A 26107-nucleotide genomic window follows, 5' to 3' on the forward strand; every position below is an offset into this window, starting at 1 on the left:
CTTCAATTGGCGTTGATGTCGATCTTCTCCAGCAGGCGCTGGGCCTCGGCAGCGGCGGCGCTGGCGGGGGCAAGTTCCAGCACCTTCATGAGATCGGCACGGGCCGCATCCTTGTCATTGAGCGCGGCATGGAGGCGGCCACGCTGCAGCAGGGCCTCGGGCAGGTCCGGCGCCAGGGAAAAGGCCTTGTCCAGATTGTCGGCGGCCAGTTCCGGCTCCTCGAGATCGATATAGGTCGAGGCGCGGAAGACATAAATGTCGGGACGTTGCGGGGCGAGATCGCTCGCCGCGTTGAGGTCGTCCAGCGCCTCGAACAGCATGCCGCTCTCGCCATAGAGATTGGCGCGGTCCAGCAGCAGCTCGACATTCTTCGGCGCGAGCTTCAGCCCCTCGTTGAGATCATGCAGGGCCAGCTGCTCCTTTCCGGCGAGGCGCCAGGCATAGGCCGCCTGGGCGAAGGTCTCGGAAGCAAGTGGCGCCTTCACCTGGGGCAGGGTCTGGGCGATGTTCTCCAGCAGCAGGGCGGCATCGTCATAGCGCTGCAGGCCGATCATGGCGAGGGCCTGGCAATGCCGCGCCGCATCGCCGCCCTTCTGCTTTTCCCATTCGATCGCACTTTCCAGGGCCGCCGCGGGATCCTGGTTCACCAGGACCATGCAGGCATCGTAATGCTGGCGGTGCTCGGCCTCGGACATTTCCGCCCTTGCCGGGAGCGATTGCGCCGGGAGGGACGCGGCAACCAGCAAGGCGGCAAGCAGGGAAAGCCCGATGATGCGCATGGTTGATGTTTCCGACTCTGGCCGCTATGGCCTGAAGGGAGCAGACAAGGCGGCTCTTTTGATGGGGCGCGCGGCGGGGATTTGCAAGGGCCATGACGGAAAGCAGCCAGCCACAGATGCGTGAAGCCGCCGCCCCGGCGAAAACCGGCGCGGCGGCGCAGCCGCCTGGACACCTCTTCTGTTTCGGCCTTGGCTACAGCGCGCGCCGGCTCGCCGACAGATTGCTGTCGGCTGGCTGGCGCGTCAGCGGCACCTGCCGGTCGCCGGAAAAGAGGCAGGCGCTCGCCCGGGCCGGTATCGCGGCGGAAATCTTCGACCGGGAGCATCCGGTGCCCGACCTTGCGCGACATCTCGCCGCGGCGACGCATCTCCTCTCCTCGGTGCCGCCGGACGGGGCGGGCGATCCCGTGATCGATCTGCACCGCGCCGAGATCGATGCCGCGGCACCGCATCTGGCCTGGATCGGCTATCTTTCCACCACCGGGGTCTATGGCGATCGCGGCGGCGCCTGGGTCGACGAGCAGAGCGACCTCAGCCCCAGCGGCGAACGCGGCCGGCGGCGGCTTCTGGCCGAACGGGCCTGGGCCGCGCTCGCCCAGCCGGCGCATCTCTTCCGCCTGGCCGGCATCTACGGTCCCGGTTCCTCGGCTCTCGATACGGTGCGCGAGGGGCGCGCCCGGCGCGTGGTGAAGCCGGGCCAGGTCTTCAGCCGGATCCATGTCGATGACATCGTCAACGTACTGACGGCCTCGATGGCGCGACCCAACCCGGGTGCGGCCTATAACGTCTGCGACGACGACCCGGCGCCGCCCGCCGATGTCATTACCTTCGCCTGTACGCTTCTGGGCGTGGCACCGCCGCCGGAAGTGCCCTATGAAAGCGCCGATCTGTCGCCCATGGCGCGCAGCTTCTATGACGACAACAAGCGCTGCCGCAACGACCGCATCAAGCACGAACTGGGCGTCACCCTCGCCTATCCCGACTATCGCACCGGCCTCAGGGCGTTGCTCGGCGCCGGTTATTGAAGGCGCGACAATTCCTCGACCGCCAGCATCAGCCGGTCGAGATCCTGCGGCCGGCTGAGGCGATGATCGCCGTCCTTTATAAGGGTGACGACCACGTCACTGCCGGCCAACTGGCGCGCCGCGCGCAACGAGACTTCGAACGGCACGTCCTGATCCGCCTGGCCGTGCAGCAACCGCACCGGCACGGTCAGCGGAATGGTGCGGCCGAGCAGCAGATGCCGCCGCCCGTCCTCGATCAGGTCGCGCGTGATGACATAGGGTTCGTCGGCATAGGCGGAAGGTTCCTCGACGCGGCCGTCGCGGACGAGTTGCGCCTGCATCGCCGCATCCATCTTGGCCCACATCAAATCCTCGGTGAAATCCGGGGCCGCGGCGATGCCGATCAATCCGGCGACACGATCAGGCCGCGCCAGCGCGCAGAGCAGCATCAGCCAGCCGCCCATCGACGAACCGACCAGAATCTGCGGTCCCTCGGTGAGTTGGTCGATCACGGCGAGCGCATCGTCGCGCCAGCGGCCGATGGTACCGTCGACGAAGCGGCCCGATGACTGACCGTGGCCGCGGTAATCGAATCGCACGAAGCCGCGCCCTGTTGCGGCGCAGTAGGCCTCAAGCGCCATCGCCTTGGTGCCGGTCATGTCGGACGCAAAACCGCCAAGGAATACGATCCCCGGCTGACTCGTTCTTACTGCATTATTTCCGTGCGCGCCCAAGTCGTTGGCGGCGCGCAGGCGGCGATGATAGGCGATGCGCACGCCGTCGCCGTGTTCGAGAAAGCGTGGCGCACTTGCACGCGGGCTAGCGGAATCGGCAAGTGGCCGCACCGGTTCGGCTTGCAAAAGATGTGCTTGCCCTGATAATGGGTCCCTGCGTCGGATCGGGACGGCGGCTGGCGCCGAAGATGACAGGGGCGGCAGCACATGATCCGGCAACGGAGTTCCAGCGGTCGGTCGGTTTTTTCGTGACGGCATAGGCAAGGCTCTCCCGGATCAGAGATGTCAATCGACACCGTTTCCGCGCTTCCTCCTTACACCACCACGGCCTTCGAAAAAAAGGCGCCTGCCATATTGCAGCTGGTGCCGCATTTCGACGGCGGCGGTGCGGCGCGACTGGCGCTGGAATATGGTGCGGCGATTCAGGCGGCCGGCGGCCAGACCTGGATCGGCTACGAGCAGGCCGCCGCCTCGACCCACGAGTTGAGCCGCTTCGGCATTCGCGGCATCGAGATGAAGCTGGCGAGCCGCAACCCGCTGACCGGTTTCAACGTCGCGCGTCGCGTCGCGCGTTTCGCCGCCGAGAGCAAGATCGACATCATCCACGCCCAGAGTGCCAGCCTGGCCGTGATCGGCCATGCCGCCGCCAAGCGGGCCGGCTGCCGCCTGGTCACCACCTTCCATGACGGGCCGGGCAGCGTCGCCGCCTTGAGCAAGCGCGCCCGCCAGGCTTTCCTCGAATCCGATCTGGTCATTACCCTCTCGCATGTGACGGCGGACGAGATCGCGCGCGCGCTGCCGGCGCTGGCATCGCGCCTCAGCGTGGTACCCTTCGGCATCGACCTCACCCGTTTCGATCCCGGCCAGGTGACGGCGCCGCGCGTGGTGCAATTGGCCAACCAATGGCGCGTGCCCGACGACATTCCGGTCATCATGGCGCCGGCCACCTTCCAGCGCGGCAAGGGTCATTCCCTGCTGCTGGAGGCGCTGGCCCAGATCCGCGACCTCGATCTGCGCTGCATCCTGGTGGGACCGGATCCGGATGGCGGCGTCTACCGCAAGCAATTGGAGCGCGAGGTGGCGGCACACCAGCTGCAGGACCGGGTGCTGATCGCCGAGGACGTGCGCGACATGCCGGCCGCCCTGATGCTGGCCGATCTGATCGTCGCCCCCTATCTGGAGCCCGCCACCTATAACCGCGTCCTGATCGAGGCCCAGGCCCTCGGTCGCCCGGTGGTGGCGAGCGATTTCCCGGCCGCGCGCGAGGTGCTGGACGGCTCCTCCATGGCCTGGCTGACGGCGCCGGGCGATGCCCAATCCCTCGGCTGGGCGATCCGCGACGCCCTGGCCCTGCCGCTCGACGAACGGGAGGCTCGTACCCCGCAGGTGATCGAGAATCTGCGCCCGCGGGCCGATCGCGACGTGATGGCGGCCCAGGTGCTGAGCCTCTACAACTCGCTCCTGATGGACGCCCACCAGGCGGCGTGACGGCGCCACATTTCTGTCGCCCCCAAACCTGTCGCGCGCCTGACTAAACCCCTGATTCGGCGCCTGATTTCGCCGAAATTTCACCGCCGCGCCCCATTCCCGCCACCTTTTCCGGCGACCTTCCCCGCATCGCAAGCGCCACGGCCCGCTCAATCGGGAAGGCGGCGCCAGGACCCAAGGGGAATGCCCATGCAGCTGCTCCGCCAGACTTTCTATTTCCTGCGCCATGGCGAGACCGACTGGAACCGCATCGGCCTGGTCCAGGGCCGGGTCAACATGCCCTTGAACGGCACCGGCCTCGCCCAGGCGCGCGCCGCGCGCGACTTGCTGCGCGATGCCGGCATCGGCACCATCTGCACCTCGCCCCTCGATCGGGCACAGCTTACTGCCGACATCATCGCTGCCGGGCTGCATGTGCCGGTCCGCGTCATCGACAACCTGCGGGAATGCGGCTTTGGCGCCCGCGAAGGCCATCCCAAGGGCGCCTGGTACGATGCCTGGCGCAACGGCACCACGCCGGCCGGCGCCGAACGCTTCCCGGCCTTCCTCGAGCGCGCCCTCGACGGGCTCAACGAGGCGCTCTCCTGCCCCGGCCCGGTGTTGATCGTGGCCCATGGCGGCATCTATGGGGCGATCGAGCGCTTTGCCGGCATCGCCCGGCGCGAGCGCATTCCCAACGGCGTGCCGCTGTTCCATGCCCCGCCGCCCAAGCCCCTGCTGGCCTGGCGCCGGCAACAAATCGCCGGCTTCGCCGCCGCCTGAAATATTATTGCGTCCTGCCGCCGGCCGGCTCCCTGATGGTTGAAAAGGGGGTGGCCGGCGACGGCGCCAGCCGCAAGATCCTTGCGTGGCGCAAACTTGCGCCCGCCTTTGCCCCATGACATAACAGCCGCCGCTTTGGATCGGCGCCGACTCCTTTTAGGGGTGAACCGGCCGATCGCAACAGATTGGCGGACCATGGAAAAGTTCACGAAATTGAGCGGGATCGCGGCACCCATGCCGATCCGCAATGTCGACACCGACATGATCATCCCGAAGCAGTTCCTGAAGACCATCAAGCGCACCGGCCTCGGCAAGAACCTGTTCGACGAGATGCGCTATACGCCGGACGGCAAGGAAATCCCGGATTTCGTCCTCAACAAGCCGCAATACAGGAAGGCGCAGATCCTGGTGGCGGGCGAGAATTTCGGCTGCGGCTCCTCCCGCGAGCACGCGCCCTGGGCGCTTTTGGATTTCGGCATCCGCTGCGTCATCGCCCCCTCCTTCGCCGACATCTTCTATAACAACTGCTTCAAGAACGGCATCCTGCCGATCAAGCTGCCGGCGGAAGACGTCGCCAAGCTGATGGACGATGCCGAGCGCGGCGCCAATGCAGTGATCTCGGTCGATCTCGAGGCGCAGGAGATCCGCGGCCCCGATGGCGGCGTCGTCAAGTTCGAGGTCGATGCCTTCCGCAAGCATTGCCTGCTGAACGGCCTCGACGATATCGGCCTCACCTTGCAGAAGAAGGCCGACATCGATTCTTACGAAACCCGGAACAAGCACAGCCAGCCCTGGCTGTGGAACTAGCAGGTCAAGCCCCTCACCCCAACCCACGCCCCGCAAGCGGGGCGCGGGCGTTTGCAGCGAGCACGACATAGGCCCCTCGCCCCATGAGATGGGGAGAGGGGTTGGGATGATGGGCCTCTCTCAACAAACCCAATTCCATTCCGAGAGCCCCCACATGGCCACCAATTCGAAGAAGATCCTGATCCTCGCCGGCGACGGCATCGGCCCGGAAGTGATGACGCAGGTGAAGCGCGTGCTGGGCTGGTTCGACCGGCGCCGCAACACCGGTTTCGAAACCGAGGATGAACTGGTCGGCGGCTGTGCCTATGACAAGCACGGGACGCCGCTCACCGACCAGACGATGGAAAAGGCGCTGGCCGCCGATGCCGTGCTGCTGGGCGCGGTGGGTGGTCCGAAATGGGACAATCTCGATTTCTCGGTGAAGCCGGAGCGCGGCCTGCTGCGCCTCAGGAAGGACATGGCGCTGTTCGCCAATCTGCGCCCCGCCCTCGTTTTCGACGCACTGGCCGAAGCCTCGTCGCTGAAGACCGAACTGGTCAAGGGCCTCGACATCATGATCGTGCGCGAGCTCACCGGCGGCGTCTATTTCGGCAGCCCGCGCGGTATCGAGACGCTGCCCAACGGCGAGCGCCGCGGCATCAACACCCAGGTCTATACCACCAGCGAGATCCAGCGCGTGGCGCGCGTCGCCTTCGAACTGGCGCGCAAGCGCAGCAACAAGCTGTGCTCGGTCGAGAAGGCCAATGTGATGGAATCGGGCGTGTTGTGGCGCGAGGAAGTGCAGAAGCTGGGCGACACCGAATACAAGGACGTGCAGCTTTCCCACATGTATGCCGATAATTGCGCCATGCAGCTGGTGCGCCAGCCCAAGCAGTTCGACGTCATCGTCACCGACAATCTGTTCGGCGACCTGCTCTCCGATTGCGCGGCGATGCTCACCGGCTCACTCGGCATGCTGCCCTCGGCCAGCCTCGGTGCCGCCGATGCCGGAGGGAAGCGCAAGGCGCTCTATGAGCCGGTGCACGGGAGCGCCCCCGACATCGCCGGGCAGGGCAAGGCCAATCCGCTGGCCTGCCTGCTCTCGGCCTCGATGATGCTGCGCTATTCCTTCGACATGGGCGAAGAGGCCGATCTGCTCGACAAGGCGGCCAACAATGTCGTCGCCAGGGGCTGCCGCACCGGCGACATCATGGCGCCGGGCTGCACCCTCGTTTCCACCAGCCAGATGGGTGACGAGATCCTGAAGGAACTGGACCGGCTCGGCGCCTGATCGGCGCCCGAAAATCTGGCATAGCGACCGAACGCCGGGTGGAGATCGCGCCGCCCGGCGTTTTCATTTCCTGCAGCCGAGGCGTCCGCGGTCACCACAATCGGCCGCAATATTGACCGATCTTGATTTGGGTCAAGCAATGTGGACCCATTGCGGTATAGATTGCGCCAAATGCAGGCAAGGGAGATCCGGTCATGACCATCCGCCACATCCTGGTTCCGCTGTTCGGCTATGACGGCGATCGCGTCTCGCTCGACGCGGCGCTGGCCATCGCCAAGCGCCACGACGCCCATGTCGCCGCCCTTCATGTCGAGACCGATCCCCTCGAGCAGACGCCGCTGATGGTCGATGTCGGCGTCGCCATCACCGAACTGGTGGAGGCGGCCGAGCGCCATGCGACACAGCGCGCCAAGGCCGCCGCTGCCGTCTTCGAGGAATGGCAGCAGGCCAGCGGCACCAGGGTCGACGGCGAGGCCTCGCTCAGGCCCGGCGTCAGCACCGCCTTCACCAACATCAAGGGCAATGAGGAAGACCTGCTGGCCCGCTTCGGGCGCCTGACCGATCTGGTCGTTCTTGCCCGGCCGCAGAAGAACCAGGCGGCGGATCTGATTGCGGTGCGCATCGAGGACGTGCTGTTCGGCGCCGGGCGCCCGGTCCTGCTGGTACCCAACCAGATCAGCGCCGAGGCGCTGGCCGGGCTCGAGAAGGGCCCCGCCCTCATCGCCTGGAATGGCAGCATCGAGGCGACCCGGGCGGTGACTGCCGGCCTCGACCTGATCAAGGCCATGGGCAAGGTGCGCGTCCTTTCGATCAAGGAAGGCAAGAAGGACATGCATCCGGCCACCGACCTCACCCATTTCCTCGCCTGGCATGGAATTGCCGCCACCGTCGGCGAGGCGCCGCAGGATGTCGGCAAGGCGACCGCCGAGCATTTCCTGGCAGCCGCGCGCGAGGCCGGGGCGACGCTCGTCGTCATGGGCGCCTACAGCCACGGGCGCCTGCGCCAGCTGGTCCTCGGCGGCGTCACCAGCCATATGATCGATGCCGCCGACATCCCGGTGCTGATGGCGCATTGATCCCTGGGGTCCCGTGCCCAGGGACGTTGAGCGGGCGGAATTCCTGCCGTAAGATCGGTCCCGTCGCGGCAAGGGCGAGGGAAATGGGTTGAAGCGGCTGGCGGTTCCGGGTGGTTTGACGATACTTCTGCTGGCGGTCTCCCTGGCCGCCCCGGCGGGTGCCAATTGCCCCTGTCCCAAGCAGAAAATGGCCGAGATTTTCGGCACCGTCTCGGCCGTCGTGCCGCAGACCTCGCCGCGCCTGCCGCCCCCGGCACTGGGTGCCGCCGAGATCGCCGAGCGCCGCCTGGCCGGGAACGAGTTGCCGCGCCATCTGCCGCTCCGCCTGCCGGCAAGCGATCTGCTGGCCAGTCTGGATCAGCACCTGCTCAAGGACCACAGCCACTGATCGGCCGTGAAATTTTCTTTCAAGATGTGTGCCGCGGCGAATTTTCGCGCCAGAATCATTGCCTCGGCCGCGCAGCGCCTCTCGACAAACCCGGCGATCGCGGTATAAAGGGCGCGTTTCGTCGGGTGGCGCCATCGTTTCGCCGCCCGCCGGTCAGCAGAGGAACCATCCCGATGCACGTTTTGGGTCAGGCAGGAATCGACGCGACGGGGCCGGCTTTCGCCGCCGCCGCGATCCGTCCTGGCATGACCACCACCGCGACCAAGACCACCGGCAAGAAAACCGGGAGCTGACGCGCGGCCATTGGGTGAAAAGCAAGTTTAAGCACCAGGCCGCATCCAGATGCGGCCTTTTTTGTTTTTGCAGCGTGGCCTGATGGGTCTCCGCACCAATCGCGGGGCGGACCCCGGCAAAGGAAAGAGTGAGGTTATCATGGGTTATCGCGTCGCCGTGGTCGGTGCCACGGGCAATGTCGGCAGGGAGATCCTGCAGATCCTGTCGGAACGGCAGTTTCCGGTGGACGAAGTCGTGCCGCTCGCTTCCGAGCGCTCGGCTGGCTCGGAAGTCTCGTTCGGCGAGGACGAGGTCCTCAAGGTGCGCCGCCTCGACACCTTCGATTTCAAGGGCATCGACATCGTGCTCTCCTCGCCGGGCGCCAAGGTCTCGGCCGTGTTCGCGCCGAAGGCCGCCGCCGCCGGTGCCGTCGTGATCGACAATACCAGCCATTTCCGCATGGACCCGGACGTACCGCTGGTGGTGCCCGAAGTGAACCCCCAGGCCATCGCCGGCTACAAGAAGAAGGGCATCATCGCCAATCCGAACTGCTCGACCATCCAGATGGTGGTGGCGCTGAAGCCGCTGCACGAGGTGGCGAAGATCAAGCGCGTCGTGGTCTCGACCTACCAGTCGGTCTCGGGCGCCGGCAAGGAGGGCATGGACGAGCTCTTCAACCAGACGCGCTCAGTCTACATGAACCAGTCGCTGGAGCGGAAGAAGTTCACCAAGCAGATCGCCTTCAACGTCATCCCGCATATCGATGTCTTCATGCAGGACGGCGCCACCAAGGAAGAATGGAAGATGGTGGTCGAGACCAAGAAGATCCTCGATCCCAATATCGACGTCATCGCCACCTGTGTCCGCGTGCCGGTCTTCATCGGCCATTCCGAGGCGATCAACCTCGAATTCGAGAGCGAGCTTTCGGTCGAGAATGCCCGTGCCGCCCTGCGGGCCGCACAGGGCGTCACCGTCATCGACCACCGCGCCGACGAGGGTTACGTGACGCCGCATGAATGCGCCGGCGAGGACGATGTCTTCGTCAGCCGCATCCGCAAGGACCCGACCGTGAAGAACGGCCTTGCCATGTGGGTGGTGGCCGACAACCTCAGGAAGGGTGCGGCCCTCAACGCGGTGCAGATCGCCGAAGTGCTGGCGCAGGAGCACCTCGCCAAGAAGGCCGCCTAAAGACCAATTCTCCCATCCCAGCCACCCGTCCCGGTTGGGACGGGTGGCTTTGTTTATGGAAGGGAGTTTCGTCATGGCCGATGATCAACACGGCTTCTTCACCTTGCGCGAGGCGCAATCCTCCGACTATCCGCAACTCCGCGCACTTGATGGCCGGCTGGTGGTCGAGGCCAAATTGCCAGGCGCCATCGCTGCCGATTTCGCGCGCTTTCAATCGGTCTATACCGAGGCGGCGCTGGCGGGTCCCGGCGGTGTCGTCCGGATCATTGTCGCTGTCGACGCGGCCGAGAATGTCCTCGGCTATATCCATCTGCAGGATGCCGATGATGCAGTGCTGCGTACCAAGATCGGCTATGTGACGCTGCTGGCGGTGGCGGAGAACGCCGCCAGGCGCGGCATCGGCCAGGCGCTGATGGCGGCGGCGGAAGACTGGGCAAAATCCCAGGGCTATCCGGTGCTGATCCTCGACGTCTTCGCCAGCAACGCCACCGCGCGACGCTTCTATGCCGCGCAGGGTTTTGTCGAGGATTCGCTGAGGCTGAGGAAGGTTGTGTAGCCACCAACCCATTTGTCATGGCCCGCGAAGGCGGGCCATCCACGAGTTTATTGAAACCTGAAGAAAGCAACTCGTGGATCCCCCGCCTTCGCGGGGGATGACACTGAATGGGTTCAGTGGCCTTAGCCTTAGAACTTGATCCGCACCTTGTAGGTGAGGGTGGTGGTTCCTTCGGCCGGCACCTCGACCTTCCAGGCCGCGGTGTTGGCATCGAGCTTCTCGTGGGGCAGCGATTCCTCGAGGATCTGCCATTCGCCGGGCAACGCCTCGCGCAGGTCGATGGTGACGGCCTCGGACTTCGCGTTCTTGATCTCGATCTCGTAGCCGTTCTCGTAGAGATTGTCGGCCAGGCGCGCGTGGGATTTCTGCTTGGCGCGCGCGGTGATGTCGAAGGCCTGGCCGAGGGTCAGATCGACCCGCTCGTTCTTCGGCGTGTGCTCGATGCGATCCTCGCCGACAAAGATGGCATCGCCGTCGCTGTCCTTCTTGTAGACGCGGATGACGCCGCCGGGCAGCGGCATGCCGAGGCGCGACGCCTCCTCGTTCTTCAGTTTCAGCTTCACGGTCGCGTTCTGGCGCGGCGCCTCGCCGAAATTGTAGCCGTAATTGCCCCAGATATTGGCGCTGTTGGCGATGAGATACTGCTTTTCCACCGGCACCTCCGTGGCGGCCAGCATGGCGACCTGCTTGGTCTGGTTCTCCTTGAGCGTGGTCGGCCGGCCGAGGGAATAGAGGTGGTATTCGAACGCCGCCTCCTGCGTCATCTTGGCGGCCCCGCCAAGCTCCGCCGCCGGTACCGCCGCCATCATCACGTCGCGCGTCATCATATCGCGGACCTGGTTGACGTCGCCCGCCACCAGCTGCAGCTTGGCATTGTTGTAGGTGATGCCGCTCTGGTTGGTCAGCGTGACCCAGCCGTTGAGCGCCACCGTCTTCTCGTCCGGCGCCAAATCCATCACGTAATCGGCGCTCCAGGAGAGGCCGCGGCTGAGATAGGAGAGGTCGACCGCGACCGAGCCGCCGGTGCTGCTCTCGGCCTTCACCACCAGGGTGGGGCGGGCGCGGAGATTGGCGGGAACGCCGCTATAGACCAGGCGCCCGGGCACGGCCGTCTCGATGCGGTCGCCGATCCGCAAGACCGCCTGCCCGCCGATGACCGAGAGCACCTCCGCCTCCTCGGTCGAATCCTCGCCGGTAGTGGGGTTTGTGCGGATGACGCGGATGGTCTGGCCCACCGATTTCTCCAGCAGCTTTTCCGGCGTCAGCAGGTCGAAATCGAAATTCTGCTCGACGATGTCGAGCACGCCGCCGCCTGAATTGATCAGCGCCGTTTCCGGGCGCATGCCGGCCGAGACGTCGATGAAGGCGAGGTCGTTTTCGCCCAGTGTCACCGCGACCGTGCGCGAATCGCGAATGAGCGCCAGGTCCTGGTTGTAGATGGTGACGGCGATGCCGGTCTGCGTCTCGGTCGTGACGGCGGTTTCGGCGGCGGCGGCGTTGGCCGCAAGCGCCAGGGCCAGCGCGGTGCCGGCAAAAAGGATGGAGCGCATGGGATGTGGTCCTTTACATGATGGCCGGGTGACGACCATAGGTAGAACAGGGGTCAAACTGGCGGCCGAATGGGGCAAGACTATGACGCGCGGCCGGCCGTCTCAAGATGCCCTGTCACAAGGCTGTGAGATCGGTCACGGACCGGGCCGGGATTTTCGATGGCGGGTCGGCCTATAGCTTCTGCCGCGCCTTCAGGGCCTGGATCAGGGTGCCGTCATCGAGATAGTCGAGTTCGCCCCCGACGGGCACGCCATGGGCGAGGCGCGAGATGGTGAGGCGGCCGCCGGCGAGATCCAGCCCCTGCAGGCGGTCGGCGAGATAATGCGCGGTAGTCTGGCCGTCCACCGTGGCACCCAGGGCGAGGATCACCTCGCTGATGCCGCCGGCCTCGATCCGCCGCAGCAGCGGGGCGATCGCCAATTGCTCCGGCCCCACCCCGTCGAGGGCGGAGAGCACGCCGCCCAGCACATGATAGCGGCCCTTGAAGATGCCGATCCGCTCCAGCGCCCAGAGATCGGCGACATCGGCAACGACGCAGAGTGCCCCCGCATCGCGCGCGGAATCGCGGCAGATGGCGCAGGGGTCGGCGGCGTCGAGATTGCCGCAGATGCCGCAGCTGCGGACATTCCGGTGCACGTCATCGAGGGCGGCGATGAGGGGCTGCAGCAGGGAATCGCGCTTCTTCATCAGGTGCAGCACAGCCCGCCGCGCCGAACGCGGTCCCAGGCCCGGCAGCCGGCCCATGATCTGGATGAGTTTCTCGATATCGTTCATGCGGGCGGAAACCTGCGACGGCAGGGGCAGGGCGTGGGAGCGCCGGCGATCAACATCAGACGGGAGGGAATGCAGCTCAGAACGGCAGCTTCAGGCCGGGCGGCAGCGACATGCCGCCGGTGACGTTGGCCATTTCCTCGGCGATATGCTTGTCGGCCTTGGCGCGGGCATCGCGCAGGGCCGCCACGATCAGATCCTCCAGCACCTCGACTTCCGCCGGGTTGACCAGAGCAGGATCGATCTTGACCTGCTTCGGCTCGCCCTTGGCGGTCATGACGATGCTGACCATGCCGCCGCCGGACTGGCCGGTCACCTCGGCCTGCTCCAGCGCCGCCTGCATCTCGGCCATCTTGGATTGCATCTGCTGAGCCTGCTTCATCATCGCGCCCAGGTTCTTCATGACTCGTCATCTCCATTGGTGAAGTCGCTGTCGCCGCCCGTGGCCGCGGCGTCGCCCGGATCGCCCGGATCTGGCGACTCGGCCGGCGCCTGGTCGGCGAGGTCGCGGACCGCGTCGATGCTGGCGCCGGGAAAGGCCTTGAGCACCGCCTGGACCAGCGGATGTTCCGCCGCCTGGCGCTTCTTCTCGGCAATGGCGGCGGCGGCCTGTTCCTTCAGCGTCGCCTCGCCCGCCGCACTGGAGAGCGCCACCATCCAGCGCCGCCCGGTCCAGTCGAAGAGACAGGCGGCGAGCTTGGCGGCAAGGCCCGGCGGCGCCTTCGGGCCGGGACGGAACTCGATGCGGCCTGACTCGAAGCTGACCAGATGCACATCCGACAACAGATGCGACAGCAGGATCGCCTCGCGCCTGGCGCGCACCAGGGCCACCACCTCGTCGAAGCTTCTGGGGTCGGCCAGCTGCGGCTGCGCCGGCATCGCCGGATCTTGTGCCGGCGCCGCGCGCATCAGGGCGCGCGGGCCGTCGCTGCTGCCGGCGCCGACGAAGGATGTAGCGACGGCACTGGCATGTCCTGCGACATTGCCGCCGGCATTCCCGTTGCGCGGGCCGTTGCCGGGGGCAGGCAGCTGGCCGGCGGGCGCGCCGCCCTGCTGCAGGCGCTTCATCAGATCGGCAGGTGGCGGCAGATCGGCCACATAGATGAGGCGGATGAGCGCCATCTCGGCGGCGGCCAGAGCCTGGGGCGCCGCCTGCGCCTCGCCGAGACCCTTCAGCAGCATCTGCCAGCTCCGCGCCAGAACCGGCATGGAGAGGCGCTGGCTGAGATCAGCGCCGCGCTTCCGCTCCGCCTCCGGCAGGGTTGGCTGGGCGAGCACCTCGGCCGAGATCTTGGCCCGCGTCAGGAAATGGGTGAGGTCGAGCAGGTCCTGCAGCACGACGATGGGATCGGCGCCGGCGCGGTACATGGCGCCGAGCTGGTCGAGCGCCGCATCGGCCTTGCCCGCCATCACCGCCTCGAACAGATCGAAGAGCTGCGTGCGGTCGGCGAGGCCCAGCATCTCGCGCACCTGCGCTTCCGTGACGCCGCCCTCGGCCATGGCGATCGCCTGGTCGAGGAGCGAGAGGCCGTCGCGCGCCGAGCCGTCGGCGGCGCGGGCGATGAGGGCAAGTGCCGCAGGCTCCACCGCCACCTTTTCGGCAGCGACGATCCTCGCGAAATGCGCCGCCAGCACATCGGCCTCGATGCGCCTGAGGTCGAAGCGCTGGCAGCGCGAGAGCACCGTCACCGGAACCTTGCGGATCTCGGTCGTGGCGAAGATGAACTTCACATGCGCGGGCGGTTCCTCCAGCGTCTTCAGCAACGCGTTGAAAGCGTTGTTGGACAGCATGTGCACTTCGTCGATGATGTAGATCTTGAAGCGCGCACTGATCGGGCGATAGCGCACACCTTCAATAAGCTCGCGGATGTCGCCCACGCCGGTGCGGCTGGCGGCGTCCATTTCGATGACATCGACATGGCGGTCCTCGGCGATGGCAAGGCAATGCTCGCATTGCCCGCAGGGACTGGCGGTGGGGCCGCCCTTCCCGTCTGGCCCGACGCAATTGAAGGCGCGGGCGAGGATGCGCGCCGTCGTGGTCTTGCCGACACCGCGCACCCCGGTCAGCATGAAGCCATGCGCGAGGCGGTCCTTGGCGATGGCATTGGTCAGGGTGCGGACCAGCGCGTCCTGGCCGACGAGGCCGGAAAAATCGCTCGGCCGGTACTTCCGCGCCAGCACCCGGTAATGGCCGTCGCCGTCACCATTCTGAGGCTGAAGCGGGCGCTCGGATTCGCTCATGCGCAGGCCTGACCGGCGGGCTGGGGGGAGAAGATGATCATCACCCCCGCTTGGTAGCAAAAAAGCGGGGTGGGGCGCCAGCGATTGCAGCGTCGCGGGTCGGAATCATGCCCCCGGAAAATCAAGCCCGGTAAAATCAAGCCCAGGAAAATCACATGCGGGGAATGGGTGGGAGGCTGGACAGCAACCCGCACGGAAACTCGTTACGGCTGCTTCCTTCCGGACCTGACCGGGTTGGCGAGACGTACGTCCGCCGCCAACCTCCCGGGCCGGGTTATAGCAGGATTCCGCCCGGCCCGCGCAAGGGCCTTTTGCCGCGCTGGCGGCCAGCCCGTTTCTTTTGCCTGTTCAGGCCGTTAGGCCTGAAACTGGCCGCCTCATACCCGGTCCAGCAATTGCTGGCGGATGGTGGAACTGTCCTTGGCCTTCATCTCGGCGGCAAGGATGGTCGCATCCTCGCCATACCAGACATCGCGGTTGAGTTCGCCGGTGAAGCCGTAGCGGCGGGCGTCCTGCTGGCCGATCGGCAGCACCAGCGCCACCTCGCCCTTGTCGGTCACCTTCACCTGATGGACCCGGGCGCGCACCGTGTCGAGCACGGCGGTCTGGTTGACGGCGTCGGGATGCCACAGGGTGGAGGGAATGAGGTTGCCATCGACGTCGCGCGCCTTCTTGTTGTAATGCCCCTTGAGGCGGTCGCCCTCGCGCGCCAGTTCGACGAGGCGTTCGTCGCCATCGTCATTGGTCTTCGAAACCAGCGATTGCAGCAGCCCGCCCTGCCAGCGCTCCTCGATATTCTGGGTGAATTTGTAGAAGCTGAGGCCAAGCACGCGGACATCGATGCTGACATCGGTCACCACCAGCAGGCCGTCATCGCCAGCCGCGCTGAACTCCAGCTTCTGCGTGCCGATGGGATCGCCATCGCGGGTGATGGTGTAGATGAAGCGGCCAGCCGGCGGGGCAAAGGGAAAGCCCTGGGCGGCATGAGCCGGCCTGGCGCCACCGAGGAGGCGCCCGGCGGCGGCAAGGCCGATGATGGTTGGAGCGGCGATGAGGATGCGCCGGCGCGTGACGAGCCTGCGCGCAACTGGCCGATTGTCTGGCCGCGTGACGGTCATGGCTTCACTCCCTGAATCTCGCTGCGAAACTTGCTGCCGGTTCTTCTGCCGATGCCGGCCGAGGCTCACTCCATGATCCGAAAGGATCGGCCAAAGTCAAATCGGCAATGGTAAATGCCGCCCTGATATGGGCAGTCGGGGGGCATCCTGCAACACCTCGGGCCAGCAAGGCAAGGTGCTGAAAAAATGTCACTTTTCGGCAACAGGGCCAGGCCGCGCTGCAACACGCCCGTCGGCCCGGCGGCAGCGCCGGCGGGGTGGCGAAGAATCCGTTTGGCGCCGCGGCGGCGGCGCTTATGATCGCGCCGACCGGCCCCGCCGGCAGCGGCCGCCGGGCGCCGCACCCGATTTCCAGACCGAGTAGTTTCCAACCGAGTATCTTCTGGCCGAAGACTGAGATGCAGACCCTGTTTTATGCGACCGGCGATTTCGACCGCCGTGCGGATCGCCGCGAGGACCAGATCTGGCTGCGGGAGCGCCTGCGCGATCCCAGTTCGCGCCTCTATCCGCTTTGGCACATGCGCCATCTCATTGCCCATGAAGTGGGGTCCGGCCACGGCCTGGGTGTGCCGCGGGCGATGGCGCTCGATGCCCGGCAGCACGCCGATCTGGTGGCCCGGGCCGAGACTATCATCCTGCTCGGCGTCGATGGCGAGGTCGCCCATTTTGCGCTCGATCTATCCAGCCTCGACGAACAGAGCGCTGCCACCCTCGGCGAGTTTCAGGAATTGCGCGCCATCGGCGCGCTGATGCCGCAGCGCGAGGGCGCGCTGCTCGCCTATGCCCGCGGCCTCGCCTATTGGCACCAGCGGCATCGCTATTGCGGCACCTGCGGTGCACCGACCGAGGTGAAGGCCGCCGGCCACCAGCGGCAATGCACCGACCAGGCCTGCTCGACGGTCCAGTTCCCGCGCACCGATCCCGCCGTCATCATGCGCGTCACCTGCGGCAACCGCATCCTGATGGCGCGCCAGGCGATGTGGCCCCAGGGCATGCATTCGGTGCTGGCCGGCTTCGTCGAGCCGGGCGAGAGCCTGGAGGACGCGGTGATCCGCGAGGTGCTGGAGGAGGTCGGGGTGCGGGTGCGCAATGTGCGCTATTTCGCCTCGCAGCCCTGGCCCTTCCCGGCGTCATTGATGCTGGGCTTCACCGCCGAGGCCGATGACGAGACGCTGCATTTGCAGGATGGCGAGATCGAGGAGGCGCGCTGGATGACGCGCCTCGATCTCCTCAATTCGCCGGAGGATGCCACCTTCCGCCTGCCGCGCACCGATTCCATCTCGCGCCGCCTGATCGAGGATTGGCTGAGGCTCTAGCCGAGGCCGCGCGTCGCCAGGTCGACATCGGGCAGCTTGCCGATCTCGCAATCGGTGACGTCGAGGCCGCGCTTCTGCGCCTCGCGGAAATCGGCGCCACGCAGATCGGCGGCACGCAGGCGCGCCCGGGCAAGGTTGGCGTCGCGAAAGATCGCGGCCATCAGCCAGGCGCCTTCCATGCGGGTTTCGGCCAGCTGCGCGCCGCTGAAATCGACCAGCGCCAGATTGCGGCCGGAGAGATCGAAACCGGAGAGGTCGCAGCCAGCAAGGATCGCCCGCTCGCCCTCCTCGCCCAGCGTGCTCACCCAGTGATCGTGCTGGCGCAGCATGTCTTCAAGCTGGCGGCGGTCGATCCGCTTCAGGCTGGGTGCCTTGGTGCGGGTCATGTCGATCTTGCCATCCATGCTCTTGTCGAGGACGGCGCCGGAGAAATCGCTGTCGGTCATCTGCGCGCCGGCGACATTGGTATCGGAAAGCTCGGCGTTGCGGAACGAGGCGCCGCGCAGATCGGCCCCCGTCAGGTTCGCCTTGGCCAGAAGTGCACCGGTGAAATCGGCATTCTTCAGTTTCGATTCGGCGAAATTGGCGCGTGTCAGTGTTGCCCCCTTGAACGAGCTGGGCTTGTCGCTGTGCACATCCTGGCGCATGTCGGAGCGGTCCAGCGTCACGGCTTCCATATTGGCGTCCTGGAACGAGACGCTCCGGAGATCGGCGCGCTGGAAATCGGCGCTGGTGAGATCGGCCCGGTCGAAGGACGAGCCGCGCAGGATGGCGCCGACGAATTTCGCGCCGCGCCCCTCGCCGTCATCGAAGCGGCATTCCAGGAAGACGGCGTCGGAGAAGTTCATGTGGCTGAAATCAAGGCCGGTGAGATCGCATTTCTCCAGCATGGCGCGCTTGCCGCTGGGGCGTCCCACGACCCAATCGACATGCAGTTTGGCCAGCTTCTGCAGCGCCTCGCGGGTGATGCGCAGATTGGCAATGGTGCGGTTGTCCTGGGCGGGCGGCTTCTTGGGCATGGTGCGGGTCGATCCTTGGCGGCCGGTCGCGGCCGAAACAGGCGTGGCGGTAACCCTGTCAATTTCTGTATTTGAAACGCAGCTTTTTTCGCATGTGCGGGCGGAGATAACACAGAGTTGGCGAGCCTACAACATTGTGTGTTTTACCAAAATAATGCCTAAATACCCAATGTTGTGATGCAGATCAGAAGGCGTTACGAGTGGATCGGCTTTCAGTACACTGGCCTTTCCCGCAACAGGATAGCCGATGAACCAGATGACCCCGGATGCCAAGCCGGCCGCGCAGACGGATACCCGTTTCGGTCGTGTGATCGCTGTTTCCGGCACGCGCATCACCGGCCTGCTCGAGGGCAAGAAGACGCCCAGAGTGGGCGAGCTGGTCAAGATCGCGACCGCCAATTCGACCGTCTTCGGCTTCGTCACCGGACTGTCGATCGACGTACCGTCGACGGCCGGGGTGGAAGTGCGGCGGGTGGAACTGGAAGTGGTGGGCGAGATCGACCACCGCCAGGGCGCGCGTGCCGTCTTCCAGCGTGGCGTCGCCACCTATCCCTCCCTCGACGATCCGCTGATCGCCGCCGATGGCGAGGACCTCCGGCGTGTCTTTACCCGGCCCGGGCGACAGGAAGACGGGGCGCGCATCGGCTCGCTGCACCAGGATCCCAGCATTCCCGCCGTGATCCAGCCGGCCGAACTGCTGGGCAAGCATTTCGCCGTGCTCGGCACCACGGGTGCAGGCAAGTCCTGCGCCATCACCACGATCCTCCGCGCGATCCTCGGCCGGCATCCGGCGGCGCATATCGTCATCCTCGACCCGCACAACGAATACGCCACCGCCTTTCCGGGCCAAGCCGAGATCGTGACGCCGCAGGATCTGGAGCTGCCCTATTGGCTGCTCAATTTCGAGGAGCTGCGCGAGATGGTGATCGGCACCGGCTCGCCGCAGCCCGACGCCGACGCGGTCATCCTCAACCAGATCGTGACCGAGGCGAAGCGCAACCTCGCCCCCGATCCGGAAGCGGCCCTTGCCATCACCATCGATACGCCGGTGCCCTATCGCCTGTCCGATGTCGCCAAGATCATCGATGCGGCACAGGGCAAGCTCGACCGCCCGTCCGACATGGCGGCCTATCACCGCATCAAGGAACGGTTCCAGGCGATGCAGCAGGACCGGCGCCTGGCCTTCATGTTTCCCGGCGGCAGCGGCATGGGTGGCGGTACCGCCGCCCTGCAGGGCCTCATCACGCGGGATTCCATGGCGAAGATCCTGGGCCGCCTGTTCCGCGTCCCCGTGGCCGGCCGGCCGGTGACCGTGCTGGATACCTCGGGTGTCCCGGCCGAGATCCTCAACGTGGTCGTCTCGCTGCTCTGCCGCATGAGCTTCGATTTTGCCCTCTGGAACGAGCAGAAGGCGCCGATCCTGCTGGTTTGCGAGGAATCGCACCGCTATGCGCCGGAGGACGAGCGCGCCGGTTTCGAACCGACCAAGCGCGCCCTCTCGCGCATCGCCAAGGAGGGGCGCAAATACGGCGTCTCGCTCTGTCTCATCAGCCAGCGCCCGTCCGAGCTCGCCACCACCGTGCTCAGCCAGTGCAGCACCATCTTCGCGCTCCGCATGACCAGCCAGAAGGATCAGGAATTCCTCGCCGCCGCCCTGCCCGAATCCAGCCACGGATTGATGGGCGAGCTGCCGAGCCTGCGCAACGGCCAGGCGATCGCGGTGGGCGAGGGTGTCGCCCTGCCGACGCGGATCGATTTCGACCGCCTGGCCGACGAGCACCAGCCGCACAGCCGCACCGCCCCCTTCGCCACCGCCTGGCAGGAGGACCAGCTGACCGCCGCCGATTTGACCGAGATCGTCAGGCGCTGGCGCCGCCAGAACTGAAAATCCTGATCGAGCCCATGATTTCACCGGTACGCCAGTTGACCCGCCTCTTTCCCCTGCTGGCCCTGCTTCTCGGCCTCGCCGCAGCATGGCCCGCCCGCGCCGAACCGGCCATGTGGGTGGCGTCGGATGATGACTCCACCGTCTATTTCATCGGCACCTTCCATTTGCTGCCCGCCGAAAGCGACTGGAAGACGCCCAAGATCGCCGCGGCCTTCGAAGCCAGCGAGGAATTGTGGCTGGAAGTGACCGGCCTCGATGACGCGCTGTTGATGCAGAACCTGGTCATCAAATACGGCCTCGACCCCAAGAATCCGCTGTGGCGCAAGCTGAACGAAACCGAGCGCCGCCAGCTGACCGAAGCGGTGGCGGCGATCGGCATGCCCTGGGTGGGCGTGCAGCCCTTCCGCCCCTGGCTAGCCGCCCTCACCATCTCGATGGTCCCCGCGATGCAGGCCGGCTTCGAGACGGAATCCGGCGCCGATGCCAGTTTCGAGCAGGAAGCGCTGCAGGCAGAGAAGCCGGTCAAGGCGTTCGAGACGGCGGAGGAGCAGATCAGCATCCTGGCCTCGCTGTCGCCCGAGGGCGAGCTTGAATTCCTGCGCATGACCCTGGCCGATATCGAGGCGGGCAAGGGCCATATCGACGAGATGGTCGCCATGTGGGAGAAGGGCGATGTGGCGGCGATCGACCGGCTGACCGTCGCGGAGATGCGCACCCGTGTGCCGGAATTCTATGACGCCATGATTGTCCGCCGCAACCGCGCCTGGACCGAGCGCATCGCCGAGATCCTGTCGGGCAGCGGCACGCATTTCATTGCCGTCGGGGCGGCGCATCTGGTCGGTACCGAGAGCGTCCCCGCGATGCTGGAGGCGCGCGGCATCCAGGTGACGCGGCACTGACCGCTGTCGCAGCGCCTCAGCTGAACAGCGTCGCGATCGACAGCACCAGCAGGGCCGCCATGGCATAGTTGAACCAGCGCAGGCGGGCCGGGGTGGCTAGGAGGCGCGCAGCACCGGCGCCGATGAGGGCCCAGGCACCGACCGAGGGCAGGGCCACGGCAACAAAGACCAGCGCTATCACCAGCGCCTGCCAGGCGAGATTTTCCCCGGCCACGGTAAAGGTGGCGATCGCCCCCAGGGCCACGATCCAGGCCTTCGGATTGACCCATTGGAAGAGTGCCGCCTCGACCAGGCCCGGCGGCCGCGCGCCGGCGGCCAGGGCGCCGCCGCCCGTGGCCGTGGCGATACGCCAGGCGAGATAAAGGAGATAGGCCGCCCCCAGATAGCGCAGGGCCTCATGGACCGCCGGATAGTGCTCCAGCACCGCGCCGAGGCCCAATCCCACCAGCAGGATCATCAGCCCGAAACCGGCTACCACGCCCAGCACCGCCGGCAGGGTGCGGCGCACGCCGAAATTGGCGGCACTTGCCGCCACCAGCACATTGTTGGGACCCGGTGTCGCCGCCATTGAAACGGCAAAGGGCACCAGGGTCAGCACCAGTTCCCACATGATCCGCCTCCTCGCCAGCCATCTGTCGGGCGGCGGCAAACTTGCAGTGCCACGCTGCATCAGGCAAATTGAATGAAATGAATGTCCGTGCAGAAAAAATGAACAAGAGTCGGCGTCCGCTCGAGCTTGATCTGCTGCGCAGCTTTGCCGCCATCGTCGCCGCCGGCAGTTTCCGCGCGGCGGCCGAAGCGGTCGGCCGCTCGCCCTCGGCCGTCAGCATGCAGATCGGCCGGCTGGAGGAGATCGTCGGCGGACGCCTCTTCACCCGCGATCGGCCGCCGGTGCGCCTCACTCCCGAAGGCGAGATGCTGCTGGACTATGCCCGCCGTTTGCTGGTGCTGGAGGAGGAGGCGCGCGCCGCCTTTGCCCCGGAAGCCGCGCTGGGCCGCGTGCGCTTCGGCATTCCCGATGATTATGCGACCGGTGTGCTGCAGCCGATTCTGGCGCGGCTGGCCGTCGAACATCCCCGCATCGAGGTGGAGATCACCTGTGCCCCCAGCGCGCAGCTGCTGCCGCTCCTCAAAGGTGGGCAGCTCGACCTTGCCATCATCACGCATCTGCCGGGGCGCCCGCGCGGGCAATTGGTGCGGCGCGAGCCGCTGGTCTGGGCGGCTGCGCGCATTTCTTCCGGCTGGGACAGCGACCCGCTGCCGGTCGCGGTGTTCCAGCCGGATTGCTGGGCCCGCGATGTGGTGGAGCGGGCCCTCGACAAGGCGAAGCGGCGCTATCGCATCGCCTATGCCTCGCCCAATCTCGCCGGCCTGCTCGCGGTGGTGCAGGCGGGGCTTGCCGTGGCCGCCCTGCCGCGCTCCAGCGTGCCTGAAAACCTGCGTCTCCTCGATGCGCGGCTGGGTTTCCGCAGGCTGCCGGTGCTGGATCTTTGCCTGGTGCGGCGCGAGCGCGCGAGTAGTCCCGCCATCGATTCGATGAGCGCCTGCATTCTCGCCGCACTCGCCTGACGCCCCGGCCCGGGACTGTGACCCGAGCGTGGCTTGACAGGCGCTGCCGCCACCCTATCTAATCTCCATCATGAAACAGCGTCGCCAACATAATTGTGCCCCCTCGCACGCGCAGGAAATGCGCGCGGGTCACATCAAACTGGGCTCCCAGCCCCGGATTCGGCCGCTTTACTGACAGCGCGGGCGGTCCCGGCTCCGGGGCCCCGCTTCTCCAATCCCGTTTTCATTCTCCCGATGCCGAACCGACGCGGTTGCGTTTCTGCGCGCCGCCCCCGACATCCCCCTTGCCTTCCGGAGTTCACGCCATGATCCGCCACGACAACCAGCCACCCATCGTCATTTCCGAAGCCGAGCATGCAAGGCTCAGCAATCTGGCCGAGGCCAACCGGCACCTGCCCGGTGTCGCCGATTACCTGCTGACCGAGCTGGAGCGCGCCACCATCGCCAGCGACAGCGAGCTCGGCCGCGACATCGTCACCATGAACACGGAACTGGAATATCGCGACGAATCGACCGGTGCCACACGCCGCGTCACCCTGGTCTATCCGGAGGCGCAGGACATCGCCGCCTGGAAGATTTCGGTGCTGACGCCGGTGGGTGCCGCTCTCATCGGCCTTGCCGCCGGCCAGTCGATCGCCTTCGAGGATCGCACCGGCGAAACGCGGCGCCTCACCGTGACGCGCATCTTCGAGCGGGGGACATAAGATCCCGACGATCTTTTGTCATGACCCGATTCAGTCGGGCCATCCACGAGTTTGTCCGCAGCCAAGGAAAGTAACGCGCGGATCCCCCGCCTGAAGCGGGGGATGACAAGTGGCGTGAAAACCTGGTCCTGCTTCAGCCCGCGCGCCCGTATCAGCCCTGGCCCTGCCTGAAGGGCGAGGCGGGATAGACGCCGAGGATGCGGACCTCGCGCGAGAAGAAGGAAAGCTCCTCCAGCGCCAGGCGCACGCCGCGCTGGTCGGGATGGCCGTCGATATCGGCATAGAACTGTGCCGAGGAGAAATGGCCGTCGAGGATATAGCTCTCCAGCTTGGTGATGTTGACGCCGTTGGTGGCGAAACCGCCCAGCGCCTTGTAGAGCGCCGCCGGCACCGAGCGGACGCGAAAGACGAAGCTGGTGACGATTGGTCCCTTTGCCGGATCTGGGTCGATCGGCTCCTTCGCCATGACGACGAAGCGGGTGGTGTTGTGCTCGGCATCCTCCATGTCGCCCTTGAGGATGTCGAGGCCATAAGTCTCGGCCGCCAGCGTCGAGGCGATGGCCGCCATCGATCTGTCGCCCTTCTGCGCCACCTCGGCCGCGGCGCCGGCGGTATCGGCATGCACCACCGGCCTGATGCCGAGCGCGCGCAGGTTGTTGCGGCACTGGCTGAGCGCCTGGATATGGCTCGCCGCCGTCTTGATCTCGGCCAGCGTCGTCCCCTTCAGCCCGAGCAGCTGGTGGTTCACGCGCTGGAAATGCTCGGCGATGATGTGGAGGCCGGATTCGGGCAGCAAATGGTGGATATCGGCGACGCGCCCCGCCACCGAGTTTTCGATCGGCACCATGGCAAGGCGCGCGCGCCCCTCATGCACGGCGGCAAACATGTCCTCGAACGAGGCGCAGGGCAGTGTCTGCATCGCCGGATAGGCGGCGCGGCAGGCGAGGTTGGAATAGGCGCCGGGTACGCCCTGGAAGGCGATGGTGTTCTGGGTCACGGCCAGTCTCTGAAAAGGGGGCGATCTTTGTAAATCGGGCGGTCTCGGTTGCGGAGGAAGGTCTAGGATCCGGGCGCCAGCAGCAGGCGGGCGCGCTCGAGGTCGGCCGGAGTATCGACACCGAGCGGCAGGGTGTCAACGCGCGCCACATCGATGCGCATGCCGTTCTCCAGCGCCCGCAATTGCTCCAGCTTCTCGCGCTGCTCGAGCATCCCCGGCGGCAGGGAAACGAAGCGCTCCAGCGCCGCGCGGCGATAGGCGTAGAGGCCGATATGGTGGTAATGCGGCCCCACCTTGCCATCGGCATTCGCCGGCACCGTCGCCCGGCTGAAATAAAGTGCGCGGGCGATGCCGCCGCCCTCTTGTCGGAATGCCGCCACCGCCTTCACCACATTCGGGTTGTGGCGCTCGGCCTCATCGGTAACCTCGACCGCCAGGGTGGCGATGTCGACAGCGGCATCGCGCAAAGGTTCGAGGACGCGGCGAATGAGGGCGGGGTCGATGGTGGGCAGATCGCCCTGCAGGTTGACGATGGCGTCGTGCCGCCTTCCGGGATCGATTTTCGACAGCGCCGCGCAGATGCGGTCGGACCCGGAAGGGTGGGCGGGATCGGTCAGCACCGCCTGGCCGCCCGCCGCCTCGACCGCGGCGAGGATTTCCGGTTCGGCGCAGGCGACATAGACCGGGCCCAGTTCCGCCTCCATCGCCCGGCGCCAGACATGGACGATCATCGGCGCGCCGTGGATCACGGCCAGCGGCTTGTTCGGCAGGCGGGTCGAGGCGAGGCGGGCCGGGATCAGGATGACGGGGTTCTGGGGTTGCGCATCGGCAGTCATGACGGGTTCCGGCGGGTCGGGGTGATCGGTGGTCTTTAGGACCTTGGCCCCGCTTCCGACAGCCTGCCATCGCCGGGGCGCGACATTATGCCGCTAAGTGCCCGGAAACCAAGCCCGACTTTCCAGCCGGGTTGCGGCCGGCCGGGCGCGATATTCCGGTCAAGAGAGCCATCCGGAGATTGGACAGGCGCGGCGGAAGCGGTTAAATTCCGCGCCGAATTGACCCCTTTACCGCCAGAAGTTAGGGCGCACCGGATCGGGGTAGGCCGGACCGAACACATCGGCGGCTGCGGGACCCGGGGTGCCACAAGCCATGAGGGATGACGGAATGTCCTTGGAAGCCAACAAGATCGCCGCTGCGGTCCTGGTCGGCGGATTGCTGACGCTCTCGGTCGGCATCGCTACGCACATGATCTACGGGACGCCGTCCGGCTCCTCCGTCGCCGTGGCCGGCGAACCCGCCGAGGGTGCGGGCGGCGTCGAGGGCGCAACCCAGGAAGCGGCCGCCCCGGTCGACATGATGCCGCTGATCGCCAGCGCCGACCCCGCCGCCGGCGAGAAGGCCTTTGGCAAGTGCAAGGCCTGCCACACCTCGGAAAAGGGCGGCCCCAACCGGGTCGGCCCGAATCTGTGGAACACGGTGGGTGGCCATTCGGCCCATATGGACGGCTTTGCCTATTCCGATGCGATCAAGGGCCTGAACATCACCTGGGATTTCGAGCATCTCGACAAGTTCCTGGAAAACCCGAAGGGCTATGCGCCGGGCACCAAGATGACCTTCGCCGGCATCAAGAAGCCGGAGGAGCGCGCCGCCCTCATCCGCTGGCTGCGCGACCAGGCCGACAGCCCCATCGCCCTGCCGCAATAAGCCGG

At 66.3% G+C, this 26107-nt stretch carries 26 protein-coding genes and 1 other RNA gene; 15 read left to right on the top strand and 12 right to left on the bottom strand.

Annotated elements, in window-relative coordinates; translation table 11 throughout:
* Positions 1-2: 2 nt before the first annotated feature.
* On the bottom strand, positions 3-779 hold the full coding sequence (locus A8950_RS01245; protein ID WP_133611672.1) for a tetratricopeptide repeat protein: 777 nt from the start codon (positions 777-779) through the stop codon (positions 3-5).
* 116 nt (positions 780-895) lie between these two features.
* Here A8950_RS01245 and A8950_RS01250 point away from each other — a divergent pair, with 116 nt between their 5' ends.
* Positions 896-1804, top strand: coding sequence for an SDR family oxidoreductase (locus tag A8950_RS01250; RefSeq protein ID WP_133611761.1), 909 nt, complete (start codon positions 896-898; stop codon positions 1802-1804).
* On the opposite strand, the gene A8950_RS01255 is transcribed toward A8950_RS01250, so the two are convergent.
* Complete coding sequence (locus tag A8950_RS01255) at positions 1798-2559, bottom strand: alpha/beta hydrolase (RefSeq protein WP_407644219.1); 762 nt, start codon at positions 2557-2559, stop codon at positions 1798-1800. The two genes, A8950_RS01250 and A8950_RS01255, sit on opposite strands and share 7 nt — an antisense overlap.
* Before the next feature lie 240 nt (positions 2560-2799).
* Between A8950_RS01255 and A8950_RS01260 the strand changes: the two genes are divergently transcribed.
* The 8 genes from A8950_RS01260 (at position 2800) to A8950_RS01295 (ending at position 10325) form a co-directional block, all read left to right on the top strand.
* Positions 2800-4005 (top strand): glycosyltransferase, encoded by a 1206-nt coding sequence (locus A8950_RS01260; protein ID WP_133611676.1) that lies wholly within the window; start codon positions 2800-2802, stop codon positions 4003-4005.
* 189 nt (positions 4006-4194) lie between these two features.
* Positions 4195-4767 carry a histidine phosphatase family protein gene (locus A8950_RS01265; RefSeq protein WP_133611678.1) on the top strand — a complete coding sequence of 191 codons (573 nt, stop codon included), beginning with the start codon at positions 4195-4197 and terminating at the stop codon, positions 4765-4767.
* A gap of 195 nt (positions 4768-4962) precedes the next feature.
* A complete protein-coding gene (gene leuD, locus A8950_RS01270) occupies positions 4963-5574 on the top strand; it encodes a 3-isopropylmalate dehydratase small subunit (RefSeq protein ID WP_133611679.1) in 612 nt (203 codons plus the stop codon).
* 154 nt (positions 5575-5728) lie between these two features.
* Positions 5729-6844 (top strand): 3-isopropylmalate dehydrogenase, encoded by a 1116-nt coding sequence (gene leuB, locus A8950_RS01275; RefSeq protein WP_133611680.1) that lies wholly within the window; start codon positions 5729-5731, stop codon positions 6842-6844.
* A 194-nt stretch (positions 6845-7038) separates the two neighbouring features.
* Positions 7039-7920 carry a universal stress protein gene (locus A8950_RS01280; RefSeq protein ID WP_133611681.1) on the top strand — a complete coding sequence of 294 codons (882 nt, stop codon included), beginning with the start codon at positions 7039-7041 and terminating at the stop codon, positions 7918-7920.
* A 115-nt stretch (positions 7921-8035) separates the two neighbouring features.
* Positions 8036-8308 (top strand): hypothetical protein, encoded by a 273-nt coding sequence (locus A8950_RS01285; RefSeq protein ID WP_133611683.1) that lies wholly within the window; start codon positions 8036-8038, stop codon positions 8306-8308.
* Positions 8309-8740: 432 nt separating this feature from the next.
* Positions 8741-9769: an aspartate-semialdehyde dehydrogenase gene (locus A8950_RS01290; RefSeq protein ID WP_133611684.1), complete on the top strand. Its 1029-nt coding sequence runs from the start codon at positions 8741-8743 to the stop codon at positions 9767-9769.
* Positions 9770-9842: 73 nt separating this feature from the next.
* Complete coding sequence (locus A8950_RS01295; RefSeq protein ID WP_166644937.1) at positions 9843-10325, top strand: GNAT family N-acetyltransferase; 483 nt, start codon at positions 9843-9845, stop codon at positions 10323-10325.
* A 128-nt stretch (positions 10326-10453) separates the two neighbouring features.
* Here the strand turns inward: A8950_RS01295 and A8950_RS01300 are convergent, their stop codons facing one another.
* The 6 genes from A8950_RS01300 to A8950_RS01325 all read right to left on the bottom strand — a co-directional run bounded on the left by A8950_RS01300 (position 10454) and on the right by A8950_RS01325 (position 16006).
* Positions 10454-11875, bottom strand: a complete 1422-nt coding sequence (locus A8950_RS01300) for a DUF4139 domain-containing protein (RefSeq protein ID WP_208109696.1) — start codon at positions 11873-11875, stop codon at positions 10454-10456.
* Between the two features lie 172 nt (positions 11876-12047).
* On the bottom strand, positions 12048-12650 hold the full coding sequence (gene recR / locus A8950_RS01305) for a recombination mediator RecR (RefSeq protein ID WP_133611689.1): 603 nt from the start codon (positions 12648-12650) through the stop codon (positions 12048-12050).
* Positions 12651-12726: 76 nt separating this feature from the next.
* Positions 12727-13050 (bottom strand): YbaB/EbfC family nucleoid-associated protein, encoded by a 324-nt coding sequence (locus tag A8950_RS01310; protein ID WP_133611691.1) that lies wholly within the window; start codon positions 13048-13050, stop codon positions 12727-12729.
* Positions 13047-14888: a DNA polymerase III subunit gamma/tau gene (locus A8950_RS01315; protein WP_133611692.1), complete on the bottom strand. Its 1842-nt coding sequence runs from the start codon at positions 14886-14888 to the stop codon at positions 13047-13049. Before A8950_RS01315 ends, A8950_RS01310 begins: the two co-directional genes overlap by 4 nt.
* A 167-nt stretch (positions 14889-15055) precedes the next feature.
* An RNA gene (gene ffs, locus A8950_RS01320) (signal recognition particle sRNA small type) lies at positions 15056-15154 on the bottom strand.
* Between the two features lie 111 nt (positions 15155-15265).
* Positions 15266-16006, bottom strand: coding sequence for a DUF6134 family protein (locus A8950_RS01325; RefSeq protein ID WP_133611693.1), 741 nt, complete (start codon positions 16004-16006; stop codon positions 15266-15268).
* 398 nt (positions 16007-16404) lie between these two features.
* Between A8950_RS01325 and nudC the strand changes: the two genes are divergently transcribed.
* The gene (nudC, locus tag A8950_RS01330; protein WP_133611695.1) at positions 16405-17322 is read left to right on the top strand and encodes an NAD(+) diphosphatase; all 918 of its coding nucleotides are present in this window, start codon (positions 16405-16407) and stop codon (positions 17320-17322) included.
* On the opposite strand, the gene A8950_RS01335 is transcribed toward nudC, so the two are convergent.
* Complete coding sequence (locus A8950_RS01335) at positions 17319-18341, bottom strand: pentapeptide repeat-containing protein (protein WP_133611696.1); 1023 nt, start codon at positions 18339-18341, stop codon at positions 17319-17321. The two genes, nudC and A8950_RS01335, sit on opposite strands and share 4 nt — an antisense overlap.
* Positions 18342-18588: 247 nt before the next feature.
* Between A8950_RS01335 and A8950_RS01340 the strand changes: the two genes are divergently transcribed.
* Together A8950_RS01340 and A8950_RS01345 are read left to right on the top strand one after the other, a co-directional pair.
* Positions 18589-20226, top strand: a complete 1638-nt coding sequence (locus A8950_RS01340; RefSeq protein WP_133611698.1) for an ATP-binding protein — start codon at positions 18589-18591, stop codon at positions 20224-20226.
* Between the two features lie 17 nt (positions 20227-20243).
* Entirely contained in the window at positions 20244-21128 is an 885-nt protein-coding gene (locus A8950_RS01345; RefSeq protein ID WP_133611700.1) for a TraB/GumN family protein, read from the top strand.
* A gap of 16 nt (positions 21129-21144) precedes the next feature.
* Here the strand turns inward: A8950_RS01345 and A8950_RS01350 are convergent, their stop codons facing one another.
* The gene (locus A8950_RS01350) at positions 21145-21738 is read right to left on the bottom strand and encodes a LysE family translocator (protein ID WP_133611701.1); all 594 of its coding nucleotides are present in this window, start codon (positions 21736-21738) and stop codon (positions 21145-21147) included.
* Positions 21739-21836: 98 nt separating this feature from the next.
* Between A8950_RS01350 and A8950_RS01355 the strand changes: the two genes are divergently transcribed.
* The gene (locus A8950_RS01355) at positions 21837-22697 is read left to right on the top strand and encodes a LysR substrate-binding domain-containing protein (RefSeq protein ID WP_166644938.1); all 861 of its coding nucleotides are present in this window, start codon (positions 21837-21839) and stop codon (positions 22695-22697) included.
* A gap of 305 nt (positions 22698-23002) precedes the next feature.
* On the top strand, positions 23003-23401 hold the full coding sequence (gene rnk / locus A8950_RS01360) for a nucleoside diphosphate kinase regulator (RefSeq protein ID WP_133611704.1): 399 nt from the start codon (positions 23003-23005) through the stop codon (positions 23399-23401).
* Positions 23402-23552: 151 nt separating this feature from the next.
* Here the strand turns inward: rnk and A8950_RS01365 are convergent, their stop codons facing one another.
* Both A8950_RS01365 and A8950_RS01370 read right to left on the bottom strand, forming a co-directional pair.
* Positions 23553-24404: a prephenate dehydratase gene (locus A8950_RS01365; protein ID WP_133611706.1), complete on the bottom strand. Its 852-nt coding sequence runs from the start codon at positions 24402-24404 to the stop codon at positions 23553-23555.
* A 56-nt stretch (positions 24405-24460) separates the two neighbouring features.
* Entirely contained in the window at positions 24461-25234 is a 774-nt protein-coding gene (locus tag A8950_RS01370; protein ID WP_133611707.1) for a 3-deoxy-manno-octulosonate cytidylyltransferase, read from the bottom strand.
* A gap of 328 nt (positions 25235-25562) precedes the next feature.
* Here A8950_RS01370 and A8950_RS01375 point away from each other — a divergent pair, with 328 nt between their 5' ends.
* Positions 25563-26102: a c-type cytochrome gene (locus A8950_RS01375; RefSeq protein WP_243735493.1), complete on the top strand. Its 540-nt coding sequence runs from the start codon at positions 25563-25565 to the stop codon at positions 26100-26102.
* Positions 26103-26107: the final 5 nt, after the last annotated feature.

It is taken from the genome of Dongia mobilis (genome assembly GCF_004363235.1).
In the GTDB taxonomy this organism is placed as follows: domain Bacteria; phylum Pseudomonadota; class Alphaproteobacteria; order Dongiales; family Dongiaceae; genus Dongia; species Dongia mobilis.